The organism is Williamwhitmania taraxaci (assembly GCF_900096565.1).
GTDB classification, from domain to species: domain Bacteria; phylum Bacteroidota; class Bacteroidia; order Bacteroidales; family Williamwhitmaniaceae; genus Williamwhitmania; species Williamwhitmania taraxaci.
In genome coordinates this window covers 1-20,760 of record NZ_FMYP01000034.1, presented here as the reverse complement: position 1 = coordinate 20,760, position 20,760 = coordinate 1, and the positions used below count along the sequence as shown (strand labels likewise).

Below are 20,760 nucleotides of genomic sequence, written 5' to 3'. Positions count from 1 at the left end.
TAGCAGGAGCTGGTATTATTATACTCAATAGTGCTCGTGTTCAAACTTTTCTGACCCAAACTATTGCCGCACGACTAAGTGATAACTTGCACACATCCATCACTATTGGTGCTGTTCAATTTCGCCCGTTCAATAGCATTCTCCTCAAAAATGTATTTATTGCAGACCAGACAGGCGATACTCTTTTATTTACAAAGGAACTCGAAGTAAAAATTTCCCGATTCAGTTTTGGGAAACAAACGCTTACGATAAGTAATCTTTCCCTTTCGGAAACCACCGGAAAACTTTATTCAGATTCGCTAGGCCACGCAAATTTCGATTTTCTGACAGAGAAATTTTCATCTACCGATACAACAACAACTTCACCGGACAGTACAAACTGGAAAATAAAGGTTGAGAACCTTACCATTTATAACCTAGCATTTCAATACAAGCAAGAAAATAACGAGATACAAACCAAAGGCGTGAACTACTCCGACTTGAGAGTTGATAATTTAAACCTGTTAGTATCCAACTGCAAAATTGAAAACGACAGCCTAACGGCCAACATCGACCGCTTAAACTTCATCGAAAAATCAGGATTTCAGTTAAACGATCTCAGCGGCAAGTTTATAAAAACGGCAAAATCGATGGAACTAAATGAATCACAACTAATTGCCGGAAGAACAACCCTTCACCTACCGCAGGTAAAGTTTAGCTACGAACGCATGTCCTGCTTCAGCAGTTTTGTGGATAGCATCAATATGTCGGTCAAGATTAAGCAATCGGTTTTAGACATAAAAACACTTGGTTATTTCGTGCCCCCTTTCCTATCCATCAAGGGGCTATTTTTCGTAGATATAGAGACTGAGGGCCCAGTGTCTAACCTAAATGCCAAGAGGGTTCACGTTGGAACAGAGAAGTATACGCGACTCGAAACCTCCTTTATGATGAGAGGACTGCCCGACATTGATAGTACGCTTATCCTATGCAAGATAGAGTCGTTAAAAACCACTCCGTTGGAAGTGGAGCAGATACTCAACAATCTAATGCCTGGAACATCCATTAAGTTTGCAGAAACATTACAAAAAGATAGTCCCATAGACATAGCCTGGAGCTTTAACGGATATCTTGAAAATTTCCTAACTTTTGGAAGCCTATCCAGTCAGGCGGGTGTTGTAAGCGCTGATCTTTATATGAAGCCCAAGAATAATCGAACTGTTTTTGATGGTAGCTTTCAATTCAGAGATCTGGATGCAGCGAAACTTTTAGCAGACTCACTGCTTGGTAAAGTATCAGCAAAAGTAAAAGCAAATGGGTCTTATGATCGGAAAGGCCATATTGAAGGAAATATTTTAGCCGAGGTAGAAAGAATCGACTTTCATGGCTACAGATACAATCAGATCACCTTTAATGGCAAAGCAACGGAGAAATCCTTCGATGGAAACATCGAAAGCAAAGATCAAAACTGTAAATTTGTTCTTGCAGGAAAAATAGACTTCTCACAAACCCTACCTGTTTTCGACTTCTCCCTGTTTCTTGCTCGCGTAGACTTATTTAAGCTTAAACTTTACGAAAAAGACTCTATCGCGCTACTCTCCCTTTCACTCAAATCGAAAATAACAGGCAATAACCTTGACAACCTAAATGGCGAATTGAGCATACTTAACCCAATTTACCGCTCCTCCACCGCCATTCATAAGTTAGGCAACATTAATATAAATGCAGTAAGCAGCAAATATAGCCGGAGCCTTTTCATTAAATCGGACATGGCCGACGCCGAATTGAGAGGAAAATATAGCTATCAAAACATCACGATTTCCCTAACTAAATTGCTGGAGAAATATATCCCGGCCATCAAAGACGAGGGTCTAGCAACGGCTTCAACGTTTGAGGAAACCGACACAGATAGTGATGCCACCAATCAGAGCTATATCCTTAAGGTTAAAGTTAAAAAAGCTGGCAGCGACTTTCTTGCCGATATTATACCAACCCTCTTAGTTGGAAACAACTCTACGATCTTCTCCATCTACAATCCTGTTCTTCAAACCGTCAATATCCGGGCACGATTTCCGGAAATAGGCTATGGCGAGAATAAGATGAAGGAACTTTCGATAATAGCACAAACGTCCGATTCATTGCTCGAAATTGGCCTTACCGCAAACCAGTTCAATGCAGGTGGATTAGAGATGGATCAACTTACATTTTCGGCAATTACAGGGAATAACCTTACAAAATTCGACTTCAGTTGGAACAACCAAAGCGAGAGAAAAAATTTAGGTCAAATTGCAGGAATAGCGACGATTTTCCCGCATAGTGATTCTACACTTATATCAGCGCAGATTAAGTTCACCCCAACAACCTTCGCGATAAACGACACACTCTGGAGTATTGGCTCCTCTAATATCATGGTAAGTAAAAACAAGATAGTGATAAATAACTTTAACCTTTTCAATAAAAATCAGAGCGTAAACATTTCGGGGAAATCGTCAGGCAGTAAATCCGACTCCATCAGAGTTTCATTAAACAACATTGATATTTCTAACATTAACTTTATCACCCAACCAAACGGGTATAAGCTCAACGGTTTAATATCCGGTATGGCGCAAATTTCTAATATGGTGGAGAATCCCATCTTCATCTCCGACATCTTCCTTAAAGATCTAACAATCAACGATAGACTTGTAGGAACAACCCAAGTGAACAGTACTTGGAACAACCAATCTGAACAATTCGACGTGGGCATAAATACCCAGCGCAACGACACCTCCATCTTTAAAATGGAAGGCTACTACAAACCAAAAGAAGACTATTTAAAACTAAAGGTCGATCTTAATTCGTTAATGTTCGAACGGTTTAGTCCATTCCTTGAAGGTGTTCTCTCAAAGGCGGAAGGTTATCTCACTGGGAATATCGACATAACCGGAAAACTCAAAAAACCGCACATTAATGGAAAACTGCATGCAAACAACGTTGGTTTTACCGTTGATTTCTTAAATACTCACTTCTTATTAAACTCCCAAATCGACATCAAGGAAGGCCAAGCCACCATAAGAAATGGAGAATTAAGCGATTTAAAGGGAGGCACTGCCACCCTCGATGCATCATTCAATCACAATCAATTTAAGGATATCAAATACAAGATCAATGTGTATCCGGACAATCTCCTTTGCTTAAAAACTACGCAGAAGGAGAATGAACTCTTCTATGGAACAGCCTATGTAACGGGATCGGCAACCATTGCCGGAAGTGGTGATGCGTTAAGTATCGACGTGAATGCAGTGACAGAAAAGAACACTAACATGATGATTCCCCTTAATACGGCAAATGAAGTAAGCTCCTCCGATTTTCTAATCATTAAAAAGCCCAAAACGGATGAAATCATAATTGAAGAAAAAAAACAAGAGGAGATTGACAAACAGATGCAGTTGGATATTAATATTCAGTTGAAGATCAACACGAATGCTGAGGCACAAATCATTATCGATCCAAAGGTGGGCGATATTATCAAGGCAAAAGGAAACGGGAACCTTAAGATGGAAATTAATCCCAACCAAAATATTTTCAAAATATTTGGGGATTACACCATCTCAGAGGGAGATTACCTTTTCACGCTTCAAAATATTATTAACAAACACTTCAAGATCGATAACGGTAGCACCCTTAGGTGGAATGGAGATGCAGCCAATGCGAATATTGACATTAAGGCAGTTTACAAATTGAAAGCGGCCCTGAGTGAACTACTAAACGATACGAGTGCCCAGTACAAGCGAAGAATTCCTGTTGAATGCCAAATATTGATGACCGAGAAATTACTCCAACCTACCATAAAATTCAACATCGAAATACCAAACCTTGATGCTGAAACCAATGGAAAGGTAAGAAATGCGCTAAATACCGAGGAAAAGATAAGCAAACAGTTCTTATCGCTACTCGTAATTAATAACTTTTTTCCCGACTTGGCCTTTGCAGAAATGTCGAGCCAAAATGGTCAATCGAGCCAAAGTTTTGGTTCTGCAAGCGTGAGCGTTACTGCCAGCGAATTCCTATCCAACCAACTTAGCAACTGGCTATCACAACTCAGTAAAACTTTCGATATTGGGTTTAAATACCGACCCGGCGACCAAGTTACCAACAATGAGGTGGAAGTGGCTATTTCTACCCAACTCTTCAACGACAGGGTAACGGTAAACGGCAACGTAGACATGGGAGGTAACAAGCGAACAGCTAGTAATGCCATAGCCGGAGATTTTGACATTGAATACAAAATTACGCCGAAAATGAGCGTAAAAGGCTTTACTAGAGCCAACGACAATTTGATTTATGAGCGCTCGCCATACACGCAAGGAGTTGGAATTTCATACCGAGAGGAGTTCGACAATTTTAAAGAACTTTACCGAAAACTCATTGGGGCCTGGACAAGCAAAAAAGAGAAAAAAACGATACCACTAAACGATACCACTAATAGAGAAGGTTATCTTCCGCTGGAAATTATACCTACCAAGATAAAGAATACCGATACAACCAATGTCCATGTGAAATAAAAGCGACAGAGTTGCGTTTTTTTTGTAATTTCGGGGAATTAAAATATTACTTTAAAATTCAAGTTTACAATTCGAACCGAAACAGTTCGGTCAACCACAAGTTGCAACACAAGGTTAGGTCATCACTTTATAAACATTTTTATTATGATGAATATTTCGTTACTATTACTACAAGCGCAGCCCCTAGCAGCCACAGAGCAAAGCACCGAATCGCTAGGATTGTGGGACCTCGCCGTAAAAGGTGGATGGATAATGGTATTACTCGCAATTCTTTCCATAATCGCTGTATATATTTTTAGCGAACGATTTTCGGCCATCCGCCGTGCGCAAAAGGTTGATGTGAACTTCATGAACCAAATAAAGGAATATATCCACGAAGACAAGATAGATGCAGCAAAAGCACTCTGCAACGCTCAAAACACTCCCGTTTCGCGCATGATTCTTAAGGGAATTGAGCGCATTGGACGACCTGTATCCGACGTGAACACAGCCATCGAGAATGTAGGGAACTTAGAAATCTCCAAGTTGGAATCGGGACTACCAACGCTGGCATCCATTGCGGGCGGTTCGCCGATGCTCGGGTTCCTAGGAACGGTAATTGGTCTTATTCAGGCCTTTTATGAGATGTCCAAAGCGGGCGGCAACCTCGAAATGGGATTGCTTTCAGGTGGTATTTACACTGCAATGGTTACAACGGTAGGCGGTTTATTTGTTGGTATAGCAGCCTACTTTGGCTACAATATACTCGTTGCTAAAATTGAGAAGGTTGTGTTTAACATGGAGCACAACACAATTGAGTTCATGGATCTATTAAACGAACCTGTTGAGTAAAACTTTTTCAAATGGCACTAAAACGAAGCGTCAAGATCGATAGCGGATTTAGCATGTCGGCGATGTCGGACATTGTATTTCAGGTACTCCTGTTTTTCATGATATCATCCACCCTAGTTTCTCCTAATGCCTTGCCGCTGCAACTTCCACGCAGCAATAGCCAGGTTAAGGGCAAACCAATAACAACCATTTCCATCACCAAGGAGTTGACCTACTACGTGGAATCAACACCCGTTCTCTTTTCGAATTTAGAAGTCGTGCTTCAGCAGAAAATGGTGAACGAGCCTGAGCCAACATTTGCTCTCCATGCAGACAAAACTGTTCCGATTGAAGAGGTGGTTAAGGTAATGAACATTGCACGCAATAATCGCTACAAATTAATTTTGGCCACAAGCCCTGAACAATAGATATGAATGAAGTAACTACAGCTGATAGAATCAGAGCCGTTGCAATTGCCGTGATCGTTCACGTAGCAATGCTACTGCTTCTGCTATTCCTCGGACTCAACGCTACCATTCCACCTACGAGCGACGCTGGCATCCTCATCAACTTTGGAACCGATCTTGACGGACAAGGTCGGCTGGAACCAGCTACTGATGTAAAAGTAAATTCCTCAATGCCACAGGTCACTGATGCTGCAGATAAAGAGAATCTCCTGACCCAAGATTTTGAAGAGGCACCCGCTATTGAGAAACAAAAAGAAAAGAAAAAACCAGTCACCGAAAAGCCAACACCGAAAACAGAAAAAACTGAGGTAAAAACTAAAACGGAACAAAAAAGTGTAGAACCTCAGCAAAAGGTGAACCAGAAAGCACTTTTCCCAGGAAAGAAGAGCGACGGAGGAGATCAAGGCGAAGGTGAAACTGGAAAAGCGGGAAATCAAGGAGACCCAAACGGATCGCCATTATCAGGCAACCGAATAGGTGGAGGTAACGGCAATGGCAATATCCCATCATTCAGTCTCGCCGGAAGAGGAAGCCTTACCCTTCCAACACCCAAATACTCATCCCAAACGGAGGGAAAAGTTGTAGTAGAAATCACCGTAGACAGAGAAGGAAATGTAGTTAAAGCCAACCCTACAATCAAAGGCTCAACGGTACAAGATGACAAACTATTTGAGGCTGCAAAGGATGCAGCACTGAAGGCCAAATTCAACGTAAAATCAGATGCTCCTGCTTATCAAGTAGGGACGATTACCTATAACTTCCGACTTCAATAATGAGAGAACTCTATAAAAATAGGGTGCTTCAGACTAATGGAGCACCCCCTTTTATATATTACTTGACACAAAGAAACGGAGCCCCTTCTTAATGGCCAACTGAGCCGCAAACCATAAATCAGCCACACTTCCTACAAATAATTACACCTACAAGGCAATCGACTCTGGAACAGCACATTTATCCTATTGGTTCCGTTCGCACATTTGCAGGCAACCCAATAAAAATGAGAACAGGCAAAATAATTAACGATCCCGCTCTAATAAATTAATAAAGCCGGCATAAAAGCCGGCAAATACCATTGAAACGTATAGATCCCGCTCCTATTTATACTCCTTTGGCTTCCTTCGAGGTGAAATGATTTCCTTTCCTTCATCATCAATTATTCCGTAACGTCCGTTTAGCAATACCTTTGCGCGACCATTCTTAATAAAATTAATTTTCTGATAACGGAGAGGTACAACAATTCGCCCATCGTCAGCAATTATACCACATAGGCCGTTCTTGTGCATAATAGCCTTGCCGTTCTCAAATTTCCCAATTTTATCGTAGATAGGTGGAATAATCTCCTTATTGTCCTGAGAAAGTAGACCAAATTTACCGCCCTTCACAATTACCGCCTTGCCGTTAACATATTCGCCTATTTTGTTGTAAGCCGAGGGCACTAACTCTTTTCCAGCCTCATCAATAACGCCAACCCTACCTTCAATGTAAACCAACGCCTTACCTCCTTTAAAATCGGATATTTTATCGTATTGAGGAGAAACAATTTCCTTGCCGTATACATCTACAATTCCCATTTTTGAGTTTAAGAAGACCTCGGCATAGCCATTCTTAAAATTACCGATTTTATCATATTTAGCGGGGATAATCTCCTTTCCCGTGCTATCAATCATTCCAAAGAGTTCATCCTTATATACAAGCGCACGACCTGCCATAAACGGTTCAATCCGCACATAAATAAGGGGAACGATAATTTTGCCAGAAGTATCTATTATACCAACTTTACCTTGAGCCAACACCTGCGCTCTTCCTTTTTCAAAATCGTATATTTTAGAATAGATTGGCGAAATGATTTCCTTCCCATCTTCTGAAATCACGCCCCATAAACTATTCACCTGAACGCTGGCACGACCATTATAAAACGGATATATTTTATGGTATTTAGGAGGTACTATTTCGTTTCCGTTCTCATCAATAACACCCCAAAATCCTTCGGAGTAAACAGTTGCTCTACCATTGACAAACTCACTGAAATAGTCATACCCATACCCCTTATTACTCTGAGCATCAGCAACCCCTTGAATTACCAGGAGTAATAGAAAAATAATTGCGTTTCGTATCATGCGCCTCGGCAGTATATTGCCTTTCTAAGTTAGCATTATGGCACTAAATTATCGAAAAAAACGGTTGGTTGTTTACGGTTCCCTTTTAAAGGCCAATAATAATTCATTTTGCAAACGTCTCTAAATAAAAGTCCATCAATTCAGCAAGTATACCCACACCAAGTGAATCATCCCTTAACATTGGGAGTTATAACAAAATATAGGAAACAAAGTTGGGCGAGTAAAATAGCCCAGAAAAGGAAAACCGGGAAACAAATCCCGGTTTTCACAAAATATTAAGTTTAGATTACCACGCAAAAAGAGGGAAATCCTTCATCATTCTGTTTACCTCCATCCTTACGGCATCAATTGTTGCTTGGTTATCGACATTACAGAGCACGGTATCAATAAGTTCCACAATTTGACCCATGTGCGCTTCTTTTAAACCACGAGTGGTAATAGCAGGAGTACCCACACGTAGACCCGATGTTTGGAATGGCGAACGGCTATCGAACGGCACCATGTTTTTGTTGATAGTAATATCAGCAAGCACGAGGGTGTTTTCGACCTTCTTTCCAGTAAGATCCGGGAATTTAGTGCGCAGATCAATCAGCATTGAGTGGTTATCGGTTCCGCCCGAAACAACCTTATAGCCCTTGTCCATAAACGCCTTTGCCATGGCGGCAGCATTCTTCTGAACGAGTGCTTGGTATACCTTATACTCAGGAAGCAATGCCTCTCCAAACGAAACTGCCTTAGCCGCAATTACGTGCTCGAGTGGTCCACCCTGAATACCAGGAAATACCGAACTGTTTAGTATCTGTGACATCATTTTAATCTCCCCCTTAGGCGTAGTCAAGCTCCATGGATTAGGGAAATCCTTGCCCATAAGAATAATACCGCCACGAGGTCCGCGTAGGGTTTTATGGGTTGTAGAAGTTACAATGTGCGCATACTTTAATGGGTTCTCAAGAAGAGTTGCAGCAATCAACCCGGCAGGGTGTGCCATATCAATCATCAGAATAGCGCCAACTTTATCGGCAATCGCACGCATACGCTTGTAGTCCCACTCACGGGAATATGCTGAAGCACCACCCACGAGCAACTTTGGCTTATGTTCAATGGCCATACGCTCCATCATATCGTAATCCACACGGCCGCTCTCTTCCTTTACGCAGTAGGAAACGGCGTTGTAAAGAATACCGGACATGTTAACTGGAGAGCCGTGGGAAAGGTGACCGCCATGCGACAAGTCTAGACCTAGAAAGGTTTCGCCCGGTTTAAGGCAAGCCATAAAAACGGCCATGTTTGCCTGAGCACCGGAGTGAGGCTGAACGTTGGCATACTCTGCATTAAAAAGGAGCTTAAGCCTATCAATAGCCAATTGTTCGGTTTGATCCACAATCTGGCATCCACCATAGTAGCGGGCACCGGGATATCCTTCGGCATATTTATTAGTAAGCACCGAACCCATAGCTTCAAGCACCTGATCGCTAACAAAGTTTTCAGAGGCAATAAGCTCAACACCGTGCATTTGGCGCTCGCGCTCTTTGGCAATAAGATCAAATATTTGAGTATCTCTTTTCATGGTTTCAACATATGAATTTGTGGTAAAAGTATGGATTTTGGTTTGAGTTTGAACCGATAAAAAGATTTTCTACAACAGGTTATTATCTTATTTTAATCGTTTGCGCAATTTATTAACCTGATTGAGGAAAAGATGATGAAAAGTTAAAAACTAAAACAACTCCACTACCGGAGTATTAAAAGACAGATGCCGGCAATAACAGCCAGCATCTGATTCTCTTATCGGGAATAAATCTAATTGGTTTTTTCGAGTAGATAGAGCATAAAAGCGTAGTTCAAAGCTACTTCATGTAACGATTTAAATCTACCAGATGCTCCACCATGTCCTGCTTCCATATCAATCTTAAATAGCAGTAAATTATCGTCAGTCTTCATATCTCGAAGCTTAGCAACCCACTTCTGTGGTTCAAAGTATTGCACTTGAGAATCGTAGTAGCCCGAAGTAACGAGCATGTTCGGATAATCTTTGGCAGTCACATTATCGTATGGTGAGTAGGATTTCATATAGTCGTAGTACTCCTTTATTTTAGGATTACCCCACTCGTCAAATTCCCCCGTGGTTAATGGAATACTCTCATCAAGCATGGTAGTAACAACATCGACAAATGGAACTTCGGCAATTATTCCCTTATAAAGATCGGGGCGCATATTGGCTATAGCACCCATAAGCAAGCCCCCTGCACTCCCACCTTGGGCAAAGAGCATAGATGGGCTAGTGTACCCCTCTTTGATAAGAAACTCCGAGCAGGCAATAAAATCGGTAAACGTATTCTTCTTCTTCAATAGTTTACCATCCTCATACCACTGCCTACCCAACTCTTGGCCACCTCTAACGTGGGCAATTGCATAGACAAAGCCCCTATCCAAAAGACTTAAGCGTGCTGTGCTAAAGTAAGGATCCATTGAAGCGCCATACGAACCGTAAGCATAAATAAGGCTCGGATTACTGCCATCGAGCTTTATTCCTTTTTTGTAAACAAGGCTTATGGGTATTAATACTCCATCCGAAGCTTTGGCCCATAGTCTTTTGGCCTCATAATTTTCCGGATTAAAATCAGCCCCAAGAACTTCTTGTCGCTTGAGCAATATTTTTGTTTGGGTGGCCACATCATAATCGTAAACCGACACGGGAGTGGTTAAAGAGGTATATCGAAACCGAACCTTTGTAGCGTAAAAATCGGGATTGTAATCTAAACTGGCAGTATAGGTTTCCTCGCCAAAATCAATTACATGCTCAGTGTTGGTTTTCCAATCTACTATTCGAATATTGGTTAAACCCTGCTTTCTCTCTTGTACTGTGTAGAAACTTTTATACACGTCAAACCCTTCAAGTAATACATCCGCCCGATGGGGTATAACCTCTTTCCAATTTAATTTTGAGGGAATGGTAATAGGCGCAGCCATCAACCTGAAATTTTTGGCATTATAATTCGTAACAAAATAAAACTTACCATCAAAGTCTGTAACGTTATACTCCAGACCACGCTCCCGGGGCTGAACAATCTTAAAGGAGGCATCCGGGGTATTGGCATTTAAATACTGATATTCAGTAGCCAGAGTAGAGATAGAAGCGATATAAATGAAATCGTTTGTTTTCGATTTATCCAATGTAAGGCTAAAGGTCAAGTCCTTTTCCTGAAAGACAACTGGATCTTCGGTCTCGTCTAGGTTACTCAACTTATGCTTCAACACTTTATATGGCCGCAAAGAAGAATCCTTAATCGTATAAAAGATGGTATTATTATCATTTGCCCAAACGGTTTCACCTGTGGTGTTCGATATCTTTGTGGGCAACAACTTCCCAGAAACCAAGTCTTTAAAATAGATTGTATACTTTCGTCGGCTAAGGGTATCCACGCCATAGGCAATAATCTTATTGTTTGAACTTACCGAAACATCGGCAACATTAAAGAAACTATACTTATCCGCCAGTTCATTCACATTTAAGAGTATCTCCTCCGAAGTATTCAGGGTTCCTTTCTTTCGACAGTAAATTGGGTATTCCTGATTTTTCTCGAATCGAGTATAGTAAAAGTAGCCGTTATCAAAGTAAGGAGCTGTCACATCCTCCTCCTTAATCCGCCCCTTCATCTCATTAAAAAGTTTTTCCTGAAGGGCCTCAGTTGGTTTTAATACAGAGTTGGCATAAGCATTCTCAGCGTGTAGATTGGCTAAGACAGCAGGTGTATCGCGCTCTTGCATCCAGAAATACGGATCGATTCGTGTGTCGCCAAAGGCAGTTATTTCATATGGCTTTTTTTCCGCAATAGGAGGTTTTACTCGACTACACGAGATGATGGTAGCAACAAACAATGTGGCTAAAAACAGTCTAAATAAACGAATACTCATAGTTATTTCGGTTTTAAACAAATTACGTTCCATCCAAAGAGGAAATTGTGCTATCAAATTTAGAACATACCACGTCACCGATCAACTATTTAGCACATTTATTTGTGTAAATTTTTAAAAACAAAGAATCCATAAGGTCCAGAGTCTCATTAAAGAGGTTAACTATAGTCAAAAAACGATTCCTCAGATAAAGATGCCCATCACTTCACTAATGAACTCAAGCCCAAAAAGTGGTTGTCGACAATTCCTTCACTATAACATTGTCAATACGTCATTAGTCACTATTGCGACTCCCTTTGCCAAACGCAAGGCTGATGATCGGTAAGAGTAACATATATCAACGTTTTCCAGCGAACATACTATTACTTTTACCGTTCTAAGAATGACTGCAAGCATGGAAAATTCTACAAAACACAATACTGTTACCTCTAGTGCTTGGAATTGGAAATTAGTATTCAATGCCTATTCAAAAAAATTTGCAAATTCAGAAAAATGACTCCAATAGATAACATAAAAATAATAGAGAAATTGGAGGCGGAGATTGTTGCGCTTAAGATGCAGAACCAATGGCTTTCCTTGGCAGTAAACGATTGCCCTGAAGCTATACTTATTACAGACAAAGAAGGGAAAATTGACTCTGTAAATCCTGCATTTACCACGATAACCGGATATACTCATCGAGACATAATTGGAAAAAAACCTTCGATTCTAAAAAGCGATATACATGGTGATGCACTATATGCCGATCTTTGGACCACCGTGCTTGCCGGACATCGCTGGGAGGGTGAAATATGCAATAAGCGTAAGGACGGATCCCTATACTGGGAGAAAAACTCCATAGCCCCCATCAAAAATGAACACGGGGAGATTACCCATTTTGTTTCTACGAAGGTAGATATTAGCCATTTCAAAGAAAAGGAATCGAGCCAATTGGAATTACTGTATTGGAAACGAAAAGTTTTGGAAACGCTACCCGCAGGAGTTGCAATCGAATCGAACGGTAAAATCATTTGGATTAACAAAACTCTTTCGAAAATTACCGGGATCGAAGAACAGGAAATTCTTAATCATCCCATTGAATCAATGTTTCCTTCCATAGAAAGAGATGAAAGCCTAAGCATTAGAGCCATAGAAGAACAATCAAAAGGGATAATATTCGATATTGATTTGAGATTACGCCAAGTTGGAAAACGAAAGATTTGGTGCAACCTAAAAGCGCAAAGTTTCTCTTACTCCAATGGGAACATGGAGCTTGTCTGGTTGTTTCAAGATATATCCTTGCATAAGACTGCGGAAAAGAAATTGCGCGAAAACGAGGAACTGTTCCAAAACGCATTCAGTAGCAATGCCAGCCTAATGTTTATCGCATCCTACCCCGCTGGAAAGATTGAGGAAATTAACCCTTCCTTTGAAAAAAGAACCGGATTCACCAAGGAAGAAGTACTCGGAAGAACTAGTGATACCATTCACCTTTGGAAGTCAAAAACGAAAGAAAAGATATACACCCTACTGGCTGAGAAAGGGTCTGTAACCGATCTCGACACATACTACTTTACAAAAGAGGGCACTCGTCGAAATTGCCTGATAAATATTGCGCTAATTGAGAGCACAAAAGGAAGTTCAACCTTCATTACACTTACTGATACCACTACAAGCAAGCAAGCACTTCGCTCGCTAAAAGAAAACGAGGAACGATTCCGCTTTATGGCAGAAGGAATTAATGATATAATCAGCCTGCACAGTCCAACACCGGAACTTACTATTCAATATATCTCCCCCGTTGTTAAGCAAATCTTAGGAATCACATCCAGCAAACTTATTGGATTATCGCCAAGAGAATTAATCGCTCCAATCAATTCATTAAACGAAATTGACGGCGCCATAAGTAGAATATTAGGAAAAGAGAGTATGAGGGAAATTGTGCAGTATAAATTCGATTCCATTTATAAGGAAACATGGATTGAAACTAGCATGAAACCAATGATGGGAAGCGATGGCAGCATCATAAGAATTGCGGCAGTATCGAGAGACATTACGCATCGTAAGAAAATAGAGCAACAACTCCTCGAGGTAAGTGAAATGAAGGATAAATTTCTTTCGATAATTGCACACGATCTTAAAAACCCTTTCAATACGCTTCTAGGGTTCTCATCCTTACTTAAGGACAATGCCGATCACTATTCCCTGAAACGAATAAAAGACTTTGCTGGTGATATTTACAATGCGGCTCTTGGAGGAGTAACCCTTCTCGATGAACTACTGGAGTGGGCATTGCTTCAATCTGGTCGCCTAACTTCATTCCCCACTAAGTTCAACTTGTATGACAACAGCAAAGACGTCTTCGAACTTGTCAACATTCAAGCGGTATCAAAACACATTATCCTAATAAACAGCATTCCACCTGACATTATGGTATACGCCGACAAGAGAATGGACTCTACCGTATTGCGTAATCTCATCAGCAATGCATTAAAATTCACCCCTAGCGGCGGGATTGTCCGAGTATCAGTGAAACAAATTCAAAATTTCGTAGAAGTAAGTGTTTCCGACACAGGCGAAGGGATTCCTGAACAGGACATCCAAAAACTATTTCGAATAGATGTAAAACCAAGCGAAATAGGTGTCAGTTCCGAACAGAAAGGATCCGGATTAGGGTTAATCCTCTGCCAAGAATTTGTGAAAAAAAATGGAGGAACAATTTCCGCTAAAAGTGTTTTTGGGCAAGGGTCTGAATTCACCTATACCATACCGGCCCCATTAAGTGATCTCGCTACAATGTAGTTTGCATGAGGGAATACAATTTTTCATCACCTTGCATTCTAAGACTGTAATAAACTATTTAGACAATGCAAACGCACGGCAAAGTATGCCGTGCGTTTCCATTAGAGCCACTGCGTAATATAAGTATATCAAAGCATCCCGTCTCCTTCAAAATTGCAAAACCTTGCGAAATAAACTTTGAACTAGTAAACTTTAAACAAGTATAGTTGTTTGATATTTATATAAAAATGCGTGACAAACAATAATCGGATATACTAATCGTATTAAAAACAACGATCTATGGCCTTTGATATTGAAATGATAAAGTTGGTTTATAGCAATTATCCTTCGAAAATTGCAAAGGCACGGCAACTGCTTAACCGCCCACTTACCCTTACCGAAAAGATACTATATACGCATTTATGGGACGAAATACCTGCCACTCCTTACGAGAAGGGTACAGACTATGTAGATTTCGCTCCCGATAGAGTTGCTATGCAGGATGCAACCGCCCAAATGGCCTTACTACAATTCATGCAGGCAGGGCGGAGTAGTGTTGCAGTACCATCGACGGTTCATTGCGACCACCTTATACAAGCAAAGCATGGAGCTATCGCCGATCTTGCTACTGCCCTTCAAGGAAATGAAGAGGTTTACAATTTCCTTTCATCGGTAAGCAACAAATACGGCATTGGTTTTTGGAAACCAGGAGCAGGAATTATCCACCAAGTATTGCTCGAAAACTATGCCTTTCCCGGAGGAATGATGATTGGAACCGATTCACATACCGTAAATGCCGGCGGATTAGGAATGATTGCGATTGGCGTGGGAGGTGCCGATGCCGTAGATGTAATGGCCAGCATGGCATGGGAACTTAAATTCCCCCAACTTATTGGAGTAAAGTTAAAAGGAAAGCTCAATGGTTGGGCTACAGCAAAAGATGTCATTCTAAAAGTTGCAGGAATACTTACCGTAAAGGGAGGCACCGGCTACATTCTGGAATACTTTGGCGACGGAGCCGAAACCATTTCGGCAACAGGAAAGGGAACAATATGCAACATGGGTGCCGAAATTGGTGCCACTACCTCGGTGTTTGGCTACGACAACAAAATGAAGGAATACTTAGTTGGAACCGATCGCGCCGAAATTGCCGCTATGGCAGACCAGATCAAGGTACATTTAACTGGTGATAGCGAAGTTTACGCACATCCAGAGAAATTTTTCGATCAACTTATAGAAATCGACCTATCTACCCTCGAACCACACATCAATGGTCCATTCACCCCAGATAAAGCATGGCCCATTTCCGAATTTGCACAGGCCGTTAAAGACAACAACTGGCCAGCGAAACTAGAGGTAGGTCTAATTGGCTCCTGCACCAACTCCTCCTACGAGGATATTACGAGAGCCGCCTCCATAGCAAAACAAGCCTTAGATAAAGGATTTAAAGTGAAAGCGGAGTTTACCGTAACACCTGGGTCGGAACTAGTGCGATACACCATTGAAAGAGATGGGCTTCTTGGCACCTTCGAAAACATTGGTGGTATGGTTTTGGCGAATGCTTGCGGGCCTTGCATAGGTCAATGGTCACGACATAACGCAGAGAAGGGGGAGAAAAATTCCATTATCACCTCTTTTAATCGGAATTTCGCAAAAAGAAATGATGGTAATCCAAACACCCACGCATTTGTTGCCTCACCCGAAATTGTGACAGCACTCGCCATTGCAGGTGATCTCTGCTTTAACCCACTCACAGATACGCTGACCAATGAGAATGGGAATCAAATTAAATTTAATGAACCAACCGGAATAGAACTACCGCCTGCCGGATTTGCTGTAAAGGATAATGGGTTTCAAGCACCTGCTGCTGATGGAAGTAACATACAGGTAGTTGTAGATCCTTCATCGAAGCGTCTTCAACTCCTTGAACCATTTATACCATGGAACCAAAAGGATTACACGGGTCTAAAATTACTAATTAAGGCAAAGGGGAAATGTACCACTGACCACATATCAATGGCAGGTCCTTGGCTAAAATACAGAGGCCACCTTGAGAACATTTCTCGAAACATGCTCATTGGCGCCACCAACGCCTTTAATGATTTGCCCAACAAGGTTAAGAATCAACTCACCGGACAATATACCGAAGTCCCCGATTCTGCATTGGCATACAAGAAAGCCGCGTTTGGCTCCATAGTTATTGGTGATGAAAACTACGGTGAAGGATCCTCTCGCGAGCATGCGGCCATGGAACCACGATTCCTAGGAGTGAAGGTGATTTTAGTAAAATCGTTTGCGCGAATCCACGAGACTAACCTTAAAAAGCAAGGAATGCTTGGCCTTACTTTTGCCAACAAGAACGACTACGATAAGGTATTAGAGGACGACAGCATTGATGTATTAGGACTTACTAGCATTTCTCCGGGAAAGAATCTTACAATTGTTTTGCACCACGCCAACAGAACAACAGATCAATTCGAAGCAATACACACCTATAATCAAAATCAACTGGAATGGTTTAAGGCAGGAAGTGCTCTTAACCAAATAAAGAGAAATAATAACCCAAAAAAGTAACCCAAAATACTACTACCCATGAGTAAAATTGAACAATGGACGAAATTAGCTGAAAATGCCAGCAACATCGACAATGAACTTTATACTAAGTTCGACGTAAAGAGAGGCCTAAGAAACGCTGACCAAACGGGTGTTTTAGTTGGACTGACCAACGTTGGAACGGTTATAGGTGTTGAAAAGAACGAAAAAGGCACTACTCCTGTTGAAGGCCGATTGGAGTATAGAGGCATTACGATTGACAAACTCGTGGATGGCTTTCAATCCGATAAACGCCAAGGCTACGACGAAACAGTATACCTACTTTTATATGGAAAACTTCCAAACCGCCAAGAGTTGGAGGATTTCACCGCCTACATGGCTCAACAACGATACCTACCACAATACTTTACAAAAGATATAATTCTTTCATTCAGGGGCAAGGATGTAATGAATATGCTGGCACGATCGGTGCTGGCATTGTATACTACTGAAGATAATCCGGACGATGTTTCCACAAAGAATGTATTGGAACAAAGTCTTAGCCTTATCGCCAAATTCCCCGCAATTGTAGCATATTCCTTCCATGGCATGCGCTACCACCATATGAACAAGGCTCTGGTAATACGACATCCAAAACCAGAATTGAGCACAGCAGAAAACTTCCTCTACATGCTCAAAGGTGGAAACAGATATACACCGCTGGAGGTGGAAATCCTTGATTTAATGCTCGTGCTACACGCCGAACATGGAGGAGGAAACAACTCTTCTTTTACCACCCATGTGGTCTCCAGCACCCTTACAGATACCTATTCTGCCATCTCCGCCGCTCTTGGAGCACTCAAAGGCCCACTTCATGGTGGTGCCAACATAAAAGTAATGGCGATGGTAGATGATATTAAAAATAACGTGAGAGATTGGGCTAGTGAGCGTGAGGTAGGTGCATATCTGCATAAAATACTTGACAAAAAAGCCTTTGACGGCTCAGGAAAACTGTATGGGCTAGGACATGCTGTCTATACCCTTTCCGACCCACGAGCTATACTTCTTAAAAATAAGGCTCGCGAAGTAGCAATCGAAAAAAATAAACTCGACGAATTTGAATTATATGCACTGATTGAAAAAATAGGACCTGGCATTTTTGCCGAGAGCAAAGGCGACAATAAAGTTATTGCTCCTAATGTTGACTTCTACTCAGGATTCGTCAACTGCTCACTTGATATGCCACCTGCCATCTATACACCTCTGTTTGCAATGTCGCGTATTGCCGGCTGGAGTGCACACAGGATAGAGGAGATAAATAGCGCAAAACGCATCATTCGTCCTGCCTATAAAGCAGTAGGACCAAAAACAGAGTATATACCTCTCCACAACCGATAAATTAAATATTTTTTTTGGGGATTGACGTTGGTCAGTCCCCAACCTCATCGAATTAAATTTAGAGTATGACAACAAGAATAACAATGACAAACCCGTTGGTCGAAATTGATGGAGATGAGATGACACGGGTATTGTGGCCAATCATTAAAGAAAAGTTGATCGTCCCATTTGTTGATTTAAAGACCGATTACTATGACCTTGGTATCGAAAACAGAGATGCAACCGACGACCAAGTCACTACCGACGCAGCAAATGCCATAAAAAAGTGGGGCGTTGGTGTTAAGAATGCCACCATTACGCCAAATGGAGCTAGGGTAAAGGAATACAACTTAAAAAAACAATGGAAATCGCCCAATGGCACCATTAGGGCACTACTTGATGGGACCGTATTCCGCAAACCTATTTTGGTAAAAAATATTGAACCCTCCATAAAAAGTTGGAAAAAACCAATCATTGTAGGCCGTCATGCCTACGGAGACCTCTACAAATCGGTGGAGACATATGCATGCCATCCAGGAAAAGCAGAATTAGTATTTACCGAAACTAATGGCAAAGAAAAACGGATAACCATCCATGATTTTGAGGGTGCAGGAGTGCTTCAAGCGATGCACAATACAGAAGAAAGCATACAAAGTTTTGCACACAGTTGCTTTCGATTTGCCCTTGATCAGCAATTAGATGTTTGGTTTGCCACAAAGGATACCATATCAAAAACCTACGATCAGCGTTTCAAAATAGTGTTCCAACGAATATTCGATAAGCATTATCAACAAGATTTCGAGAAAAAGAATATTCATTATTACTACACCCTTATCGACGACATGGTGGCCAAACTCGTAAAAAGTGAAGGTGGATTCCTTTGGGCATGTAAGAATTACGATGGCGATGTAATGAGCGATCTTGTGGCCTCTGCCTTTGGTTCCTTGGCAATGATGACATCAGTTTTAGTTTCGCCAAACGGATATTTTGAGTACGAGGCGGCACATGGAACTGTTCAGCAGCATTATTATAAACACTTAAGAGGAGAAAAGACATCAACAAACCCCACTGCACTAATATTTGCTTGGACAGGTGCTCTGCGAAAAAGAGGAGAATTAGATTTTAATGCCAACCTTCAACTCTTTGCCGACAAACTCGACAGAGTGCTTATTGAAACAGTTGAGGAAGGATTTATGACCGGAGATCTAGCCCTATTGGCAAATCCACCAGCACAACGAATACTTTCGTCAGTGGAATTCATTGAGGAGTTATCGAAACGATTGCAACGATAAATATACTTAAGACAAAAGAGCAACGACCGACAGGTTGTTGCTCTTTTGTGTGTAAAAAGGGATTCAAAAACAACTGCGTCCCATAGTGGCGCGACAGTTACCACAACAGACAAGAGTAATATAGATAGGCTGATTCGGAACAATCTAACCTTTCGATCCATAAAAAAGGTGCCGCACCTACGGCGCTCAAAAAGACGCAAGCGGTAAGTTTTTTTTACCATAATGTGGTGCCTACGGCACCGTTCTGCAAACACCTTAAGTGGCAAGTTGCACTGGTTGTAACCACAAAAATGCTTCCGGTTAATTATTTTACCTACTCACCATACCTCACAAATCCCACCGGCTCCGTCGGAGCCATACGTTGGTAGAAACGAAAACAGCAAGACATATTTGCGCTCCGTAGGTGCGCAACAGTAACGACAACGGACAAAAGGAACAGGACAATAGAGGTAGTTCAATTAGAAACGATCGCCTCTGCGTTTAAAAAAAAGTGCCGCACCTACGGCGCTCAAAAAGACGCAAGCGGTAAGTTTTTTTTACCATAATGTGGTGGCTACGGCACCGTTCAGCAAAAACCTTAAGATGTGAGTTGCACTGGTTGTAACCACGAAAACGCTTACGGTTGCCGAATTTATTCACGCACCATACCTCCAATATGCCTACGGCTCCATAGGAGCCAAACGTTGGTAGAATCGATAATAGCATTACCAATTTGCGCTCCGTAGTTGCGCCACATCAACCACAACAGGCAAGCGGAAAAATCAATACCCAACTGTCGTGCAGGTTCAGCCTTTGATCAGCACATAACACATCCAAGATCATCCGCTTCCTGATGAGGCACACGCTGGTAAATGGGCTTGGCCCCGGTTAGCGGAGAGCGAGCGCTTTTTCGGTGGGGTATAAACAAAAAAATCCCGGCCTCTTGCGAGACCGGGATTGAAGAACGGCGGCGACCTACTCTCCCACC

General features: G+C 41.6%; 11 protein-coding genes. 8 read left to right on the top strand and 3 right to left on the bottom strand.

Going from position 1 to position 20,760, the window contains the following annotated elements; genetic code table 11:
• The first annotated feature begins 86 nt into the window (after positions 1 to 86).
• The 4 genes from BLS65_RS09970 to BLS65_RS09955 all read left to right on the top strand — a co-directional run bounded on the left by BLS65_RS09970 (position 87) and on the right by BLS65_RS09955 (position 6,573).
• A complete protein-coding gene (locus tag BLS65_RS09970; protein WP_092438516.1) occupies positions 87 to 4,523 on the top strand; it encodes a translocation/assembly module TamB domain-containing protein in 4,437 nt (1,478 codons plus the stop codon).
• A gap of 144 nt (positions 4,524 to 4,667) precedes the next feature.
• The gene (locus tag BLS65_RS09965; RefSeq protein ID WP_212590528.1) at positions 4,668 to 5,354 is read left to right on the top strand and encodes a MotA/TolQ/ExbB proton channel family protein; all 687 of its coding nucleotides are present in this window, start codon (positions 4,668 to 4,670) and stop codon (positions 5,352 to 5,354) included.
• 11 nt (positions 5,355 to 5,365) lie between these two features.
• Entirely contained in the window at positions 5,366 to 5,761 is a 396-nt protein-coding gene (locus tag BLS65_RS09960; protein WP_092438514.1) for an ExbD/TolR family protein, read from the top strand.
• A gap of 2 nt (positions 5,762 to 5,763) precedes the next feature.
• The gene (locus BLS65_RS09955; RefSeq protein WP_092438512.1) at positions 5,764 to 6,573 is read left to right on the top strand and encodes a hypothetical protein; all 810 of its coding nucleotides are present in this window, start codon (positions 5,764 to 5,766) and stop codon (positions 6,571 to 6,573) included.
• A 321-nt stretch (positions 6,574 to 6,894) separates the two neighbouring features.
• On the opposite strand, the gene BLS65_RS09950 is transcribed toward BLS65_RS09955, so the two are convergent.
• The 3 genes from BLS65_RS09950 to BLS65_RS09940 all read right to left on the bottom strand — a co-directional run bounded on the left by BLS65_RS09950 (position 6,895) and on the right by BLS65_RS09940 (position 11,832).
• The gene (locus BLS65_RS09950; RefSeq protein ID WP_092438510.1) at positions 6,895 to 7,917 is read right to left on the bottom strand and encodes a WG repeat-containing protein; all 1,023 of its coding nucleotides are present in this window, start codon (positions 7,915 to 7,917) and stop codon (positions 6,895 to 6,897) included.
• A 286-nt stretch (positions 7,918 to 8,203) separates the two neighbouring features.
• The gene (gene glyA / locus BLS65_RS09945; protein ID WP_092438508.1) at positions 8,204 to 9,484 is read right to left on the bottom strand and encodes a serine hydroxymethyltransferase; all 1,281 of its coding nucleotides are present in this window, start codon (positions 9,482 to 9,484) and stop codon (positions 8,204 to 8,206) included.
• Positions 9,485 to 9,717: 233 nt separating this feature from the next.
• A complete protein-coding gene (locus tag BLS65_RS09940; protein ID WP_212590527.1) occupies positions 9,718 to 11,832 on the bottom strand; it encodes a S9 family peptidase in 2,115 nt (704 codons plus the stop codon).
• A gap of 492 nt (positions 11,833 to 12,324) precedes the next feature.
• Between BLS65_RS09940 and BLS65_RS09935 the strand changes: the two genes are divergently transcribed.
• The 4 genes from BLS65_RS09935 (at position 12,325) to BLS65_RS09920 (ending at position 19,793) form a co-directional block, all read left to right on the top strand.
• Positions 12,325 to 14,613, top strand: a complete 2,289-nt coding sequence (locus BLS65_RS09935) for a PAS domain-containing sensor histidine kinase (RefSeq protein WP_092438504.1) — start codon at positions 12,325 to 12,327, stop codon at positions 14,611 to 14,613.
• Between the two features lie 279 nt (positions 14,614 to 14,892).
• A complete protein-coding gene (locus BLS65_RS09930; RefSeq protein WP_092438502.1) occupies positions 14,893 to 17,166 on the top strand; it encodes an aconitate hydratase in 2,274 nt (757 codons plus the stop codon).
• A gap of 18 nt (positions 17,167 to 17,184) precedes the next feature.
• Positions 17,185 to 18,522: a citrate synthase gene (locus tag BLS65_RS09925; RefSeq protein ID WP_092438500.1), complete on the top strand. Its 1,338-nt coding sequence runs from the start codon at positions 17,185 to 17,187 to the stop codon at positions 18,520 to 18,522.
• Positions 18,523 to 18,587: 65 nt separating this feature from the next.
• Positions 18,588 to 19,793, top strand: a complete 1,206-nt coding sequence (locus BLS65_RS09920; protein ID WP_092438498.1) for an NADP-dependent isocitrate dehydrogenase — start codon at positions 18,588 to 18,590, stop codon at positions 19,791 to 19,793.
• The last annotated feature ends 967 nt before the right edge of the window (positions 19,794 to 20,760 follow it).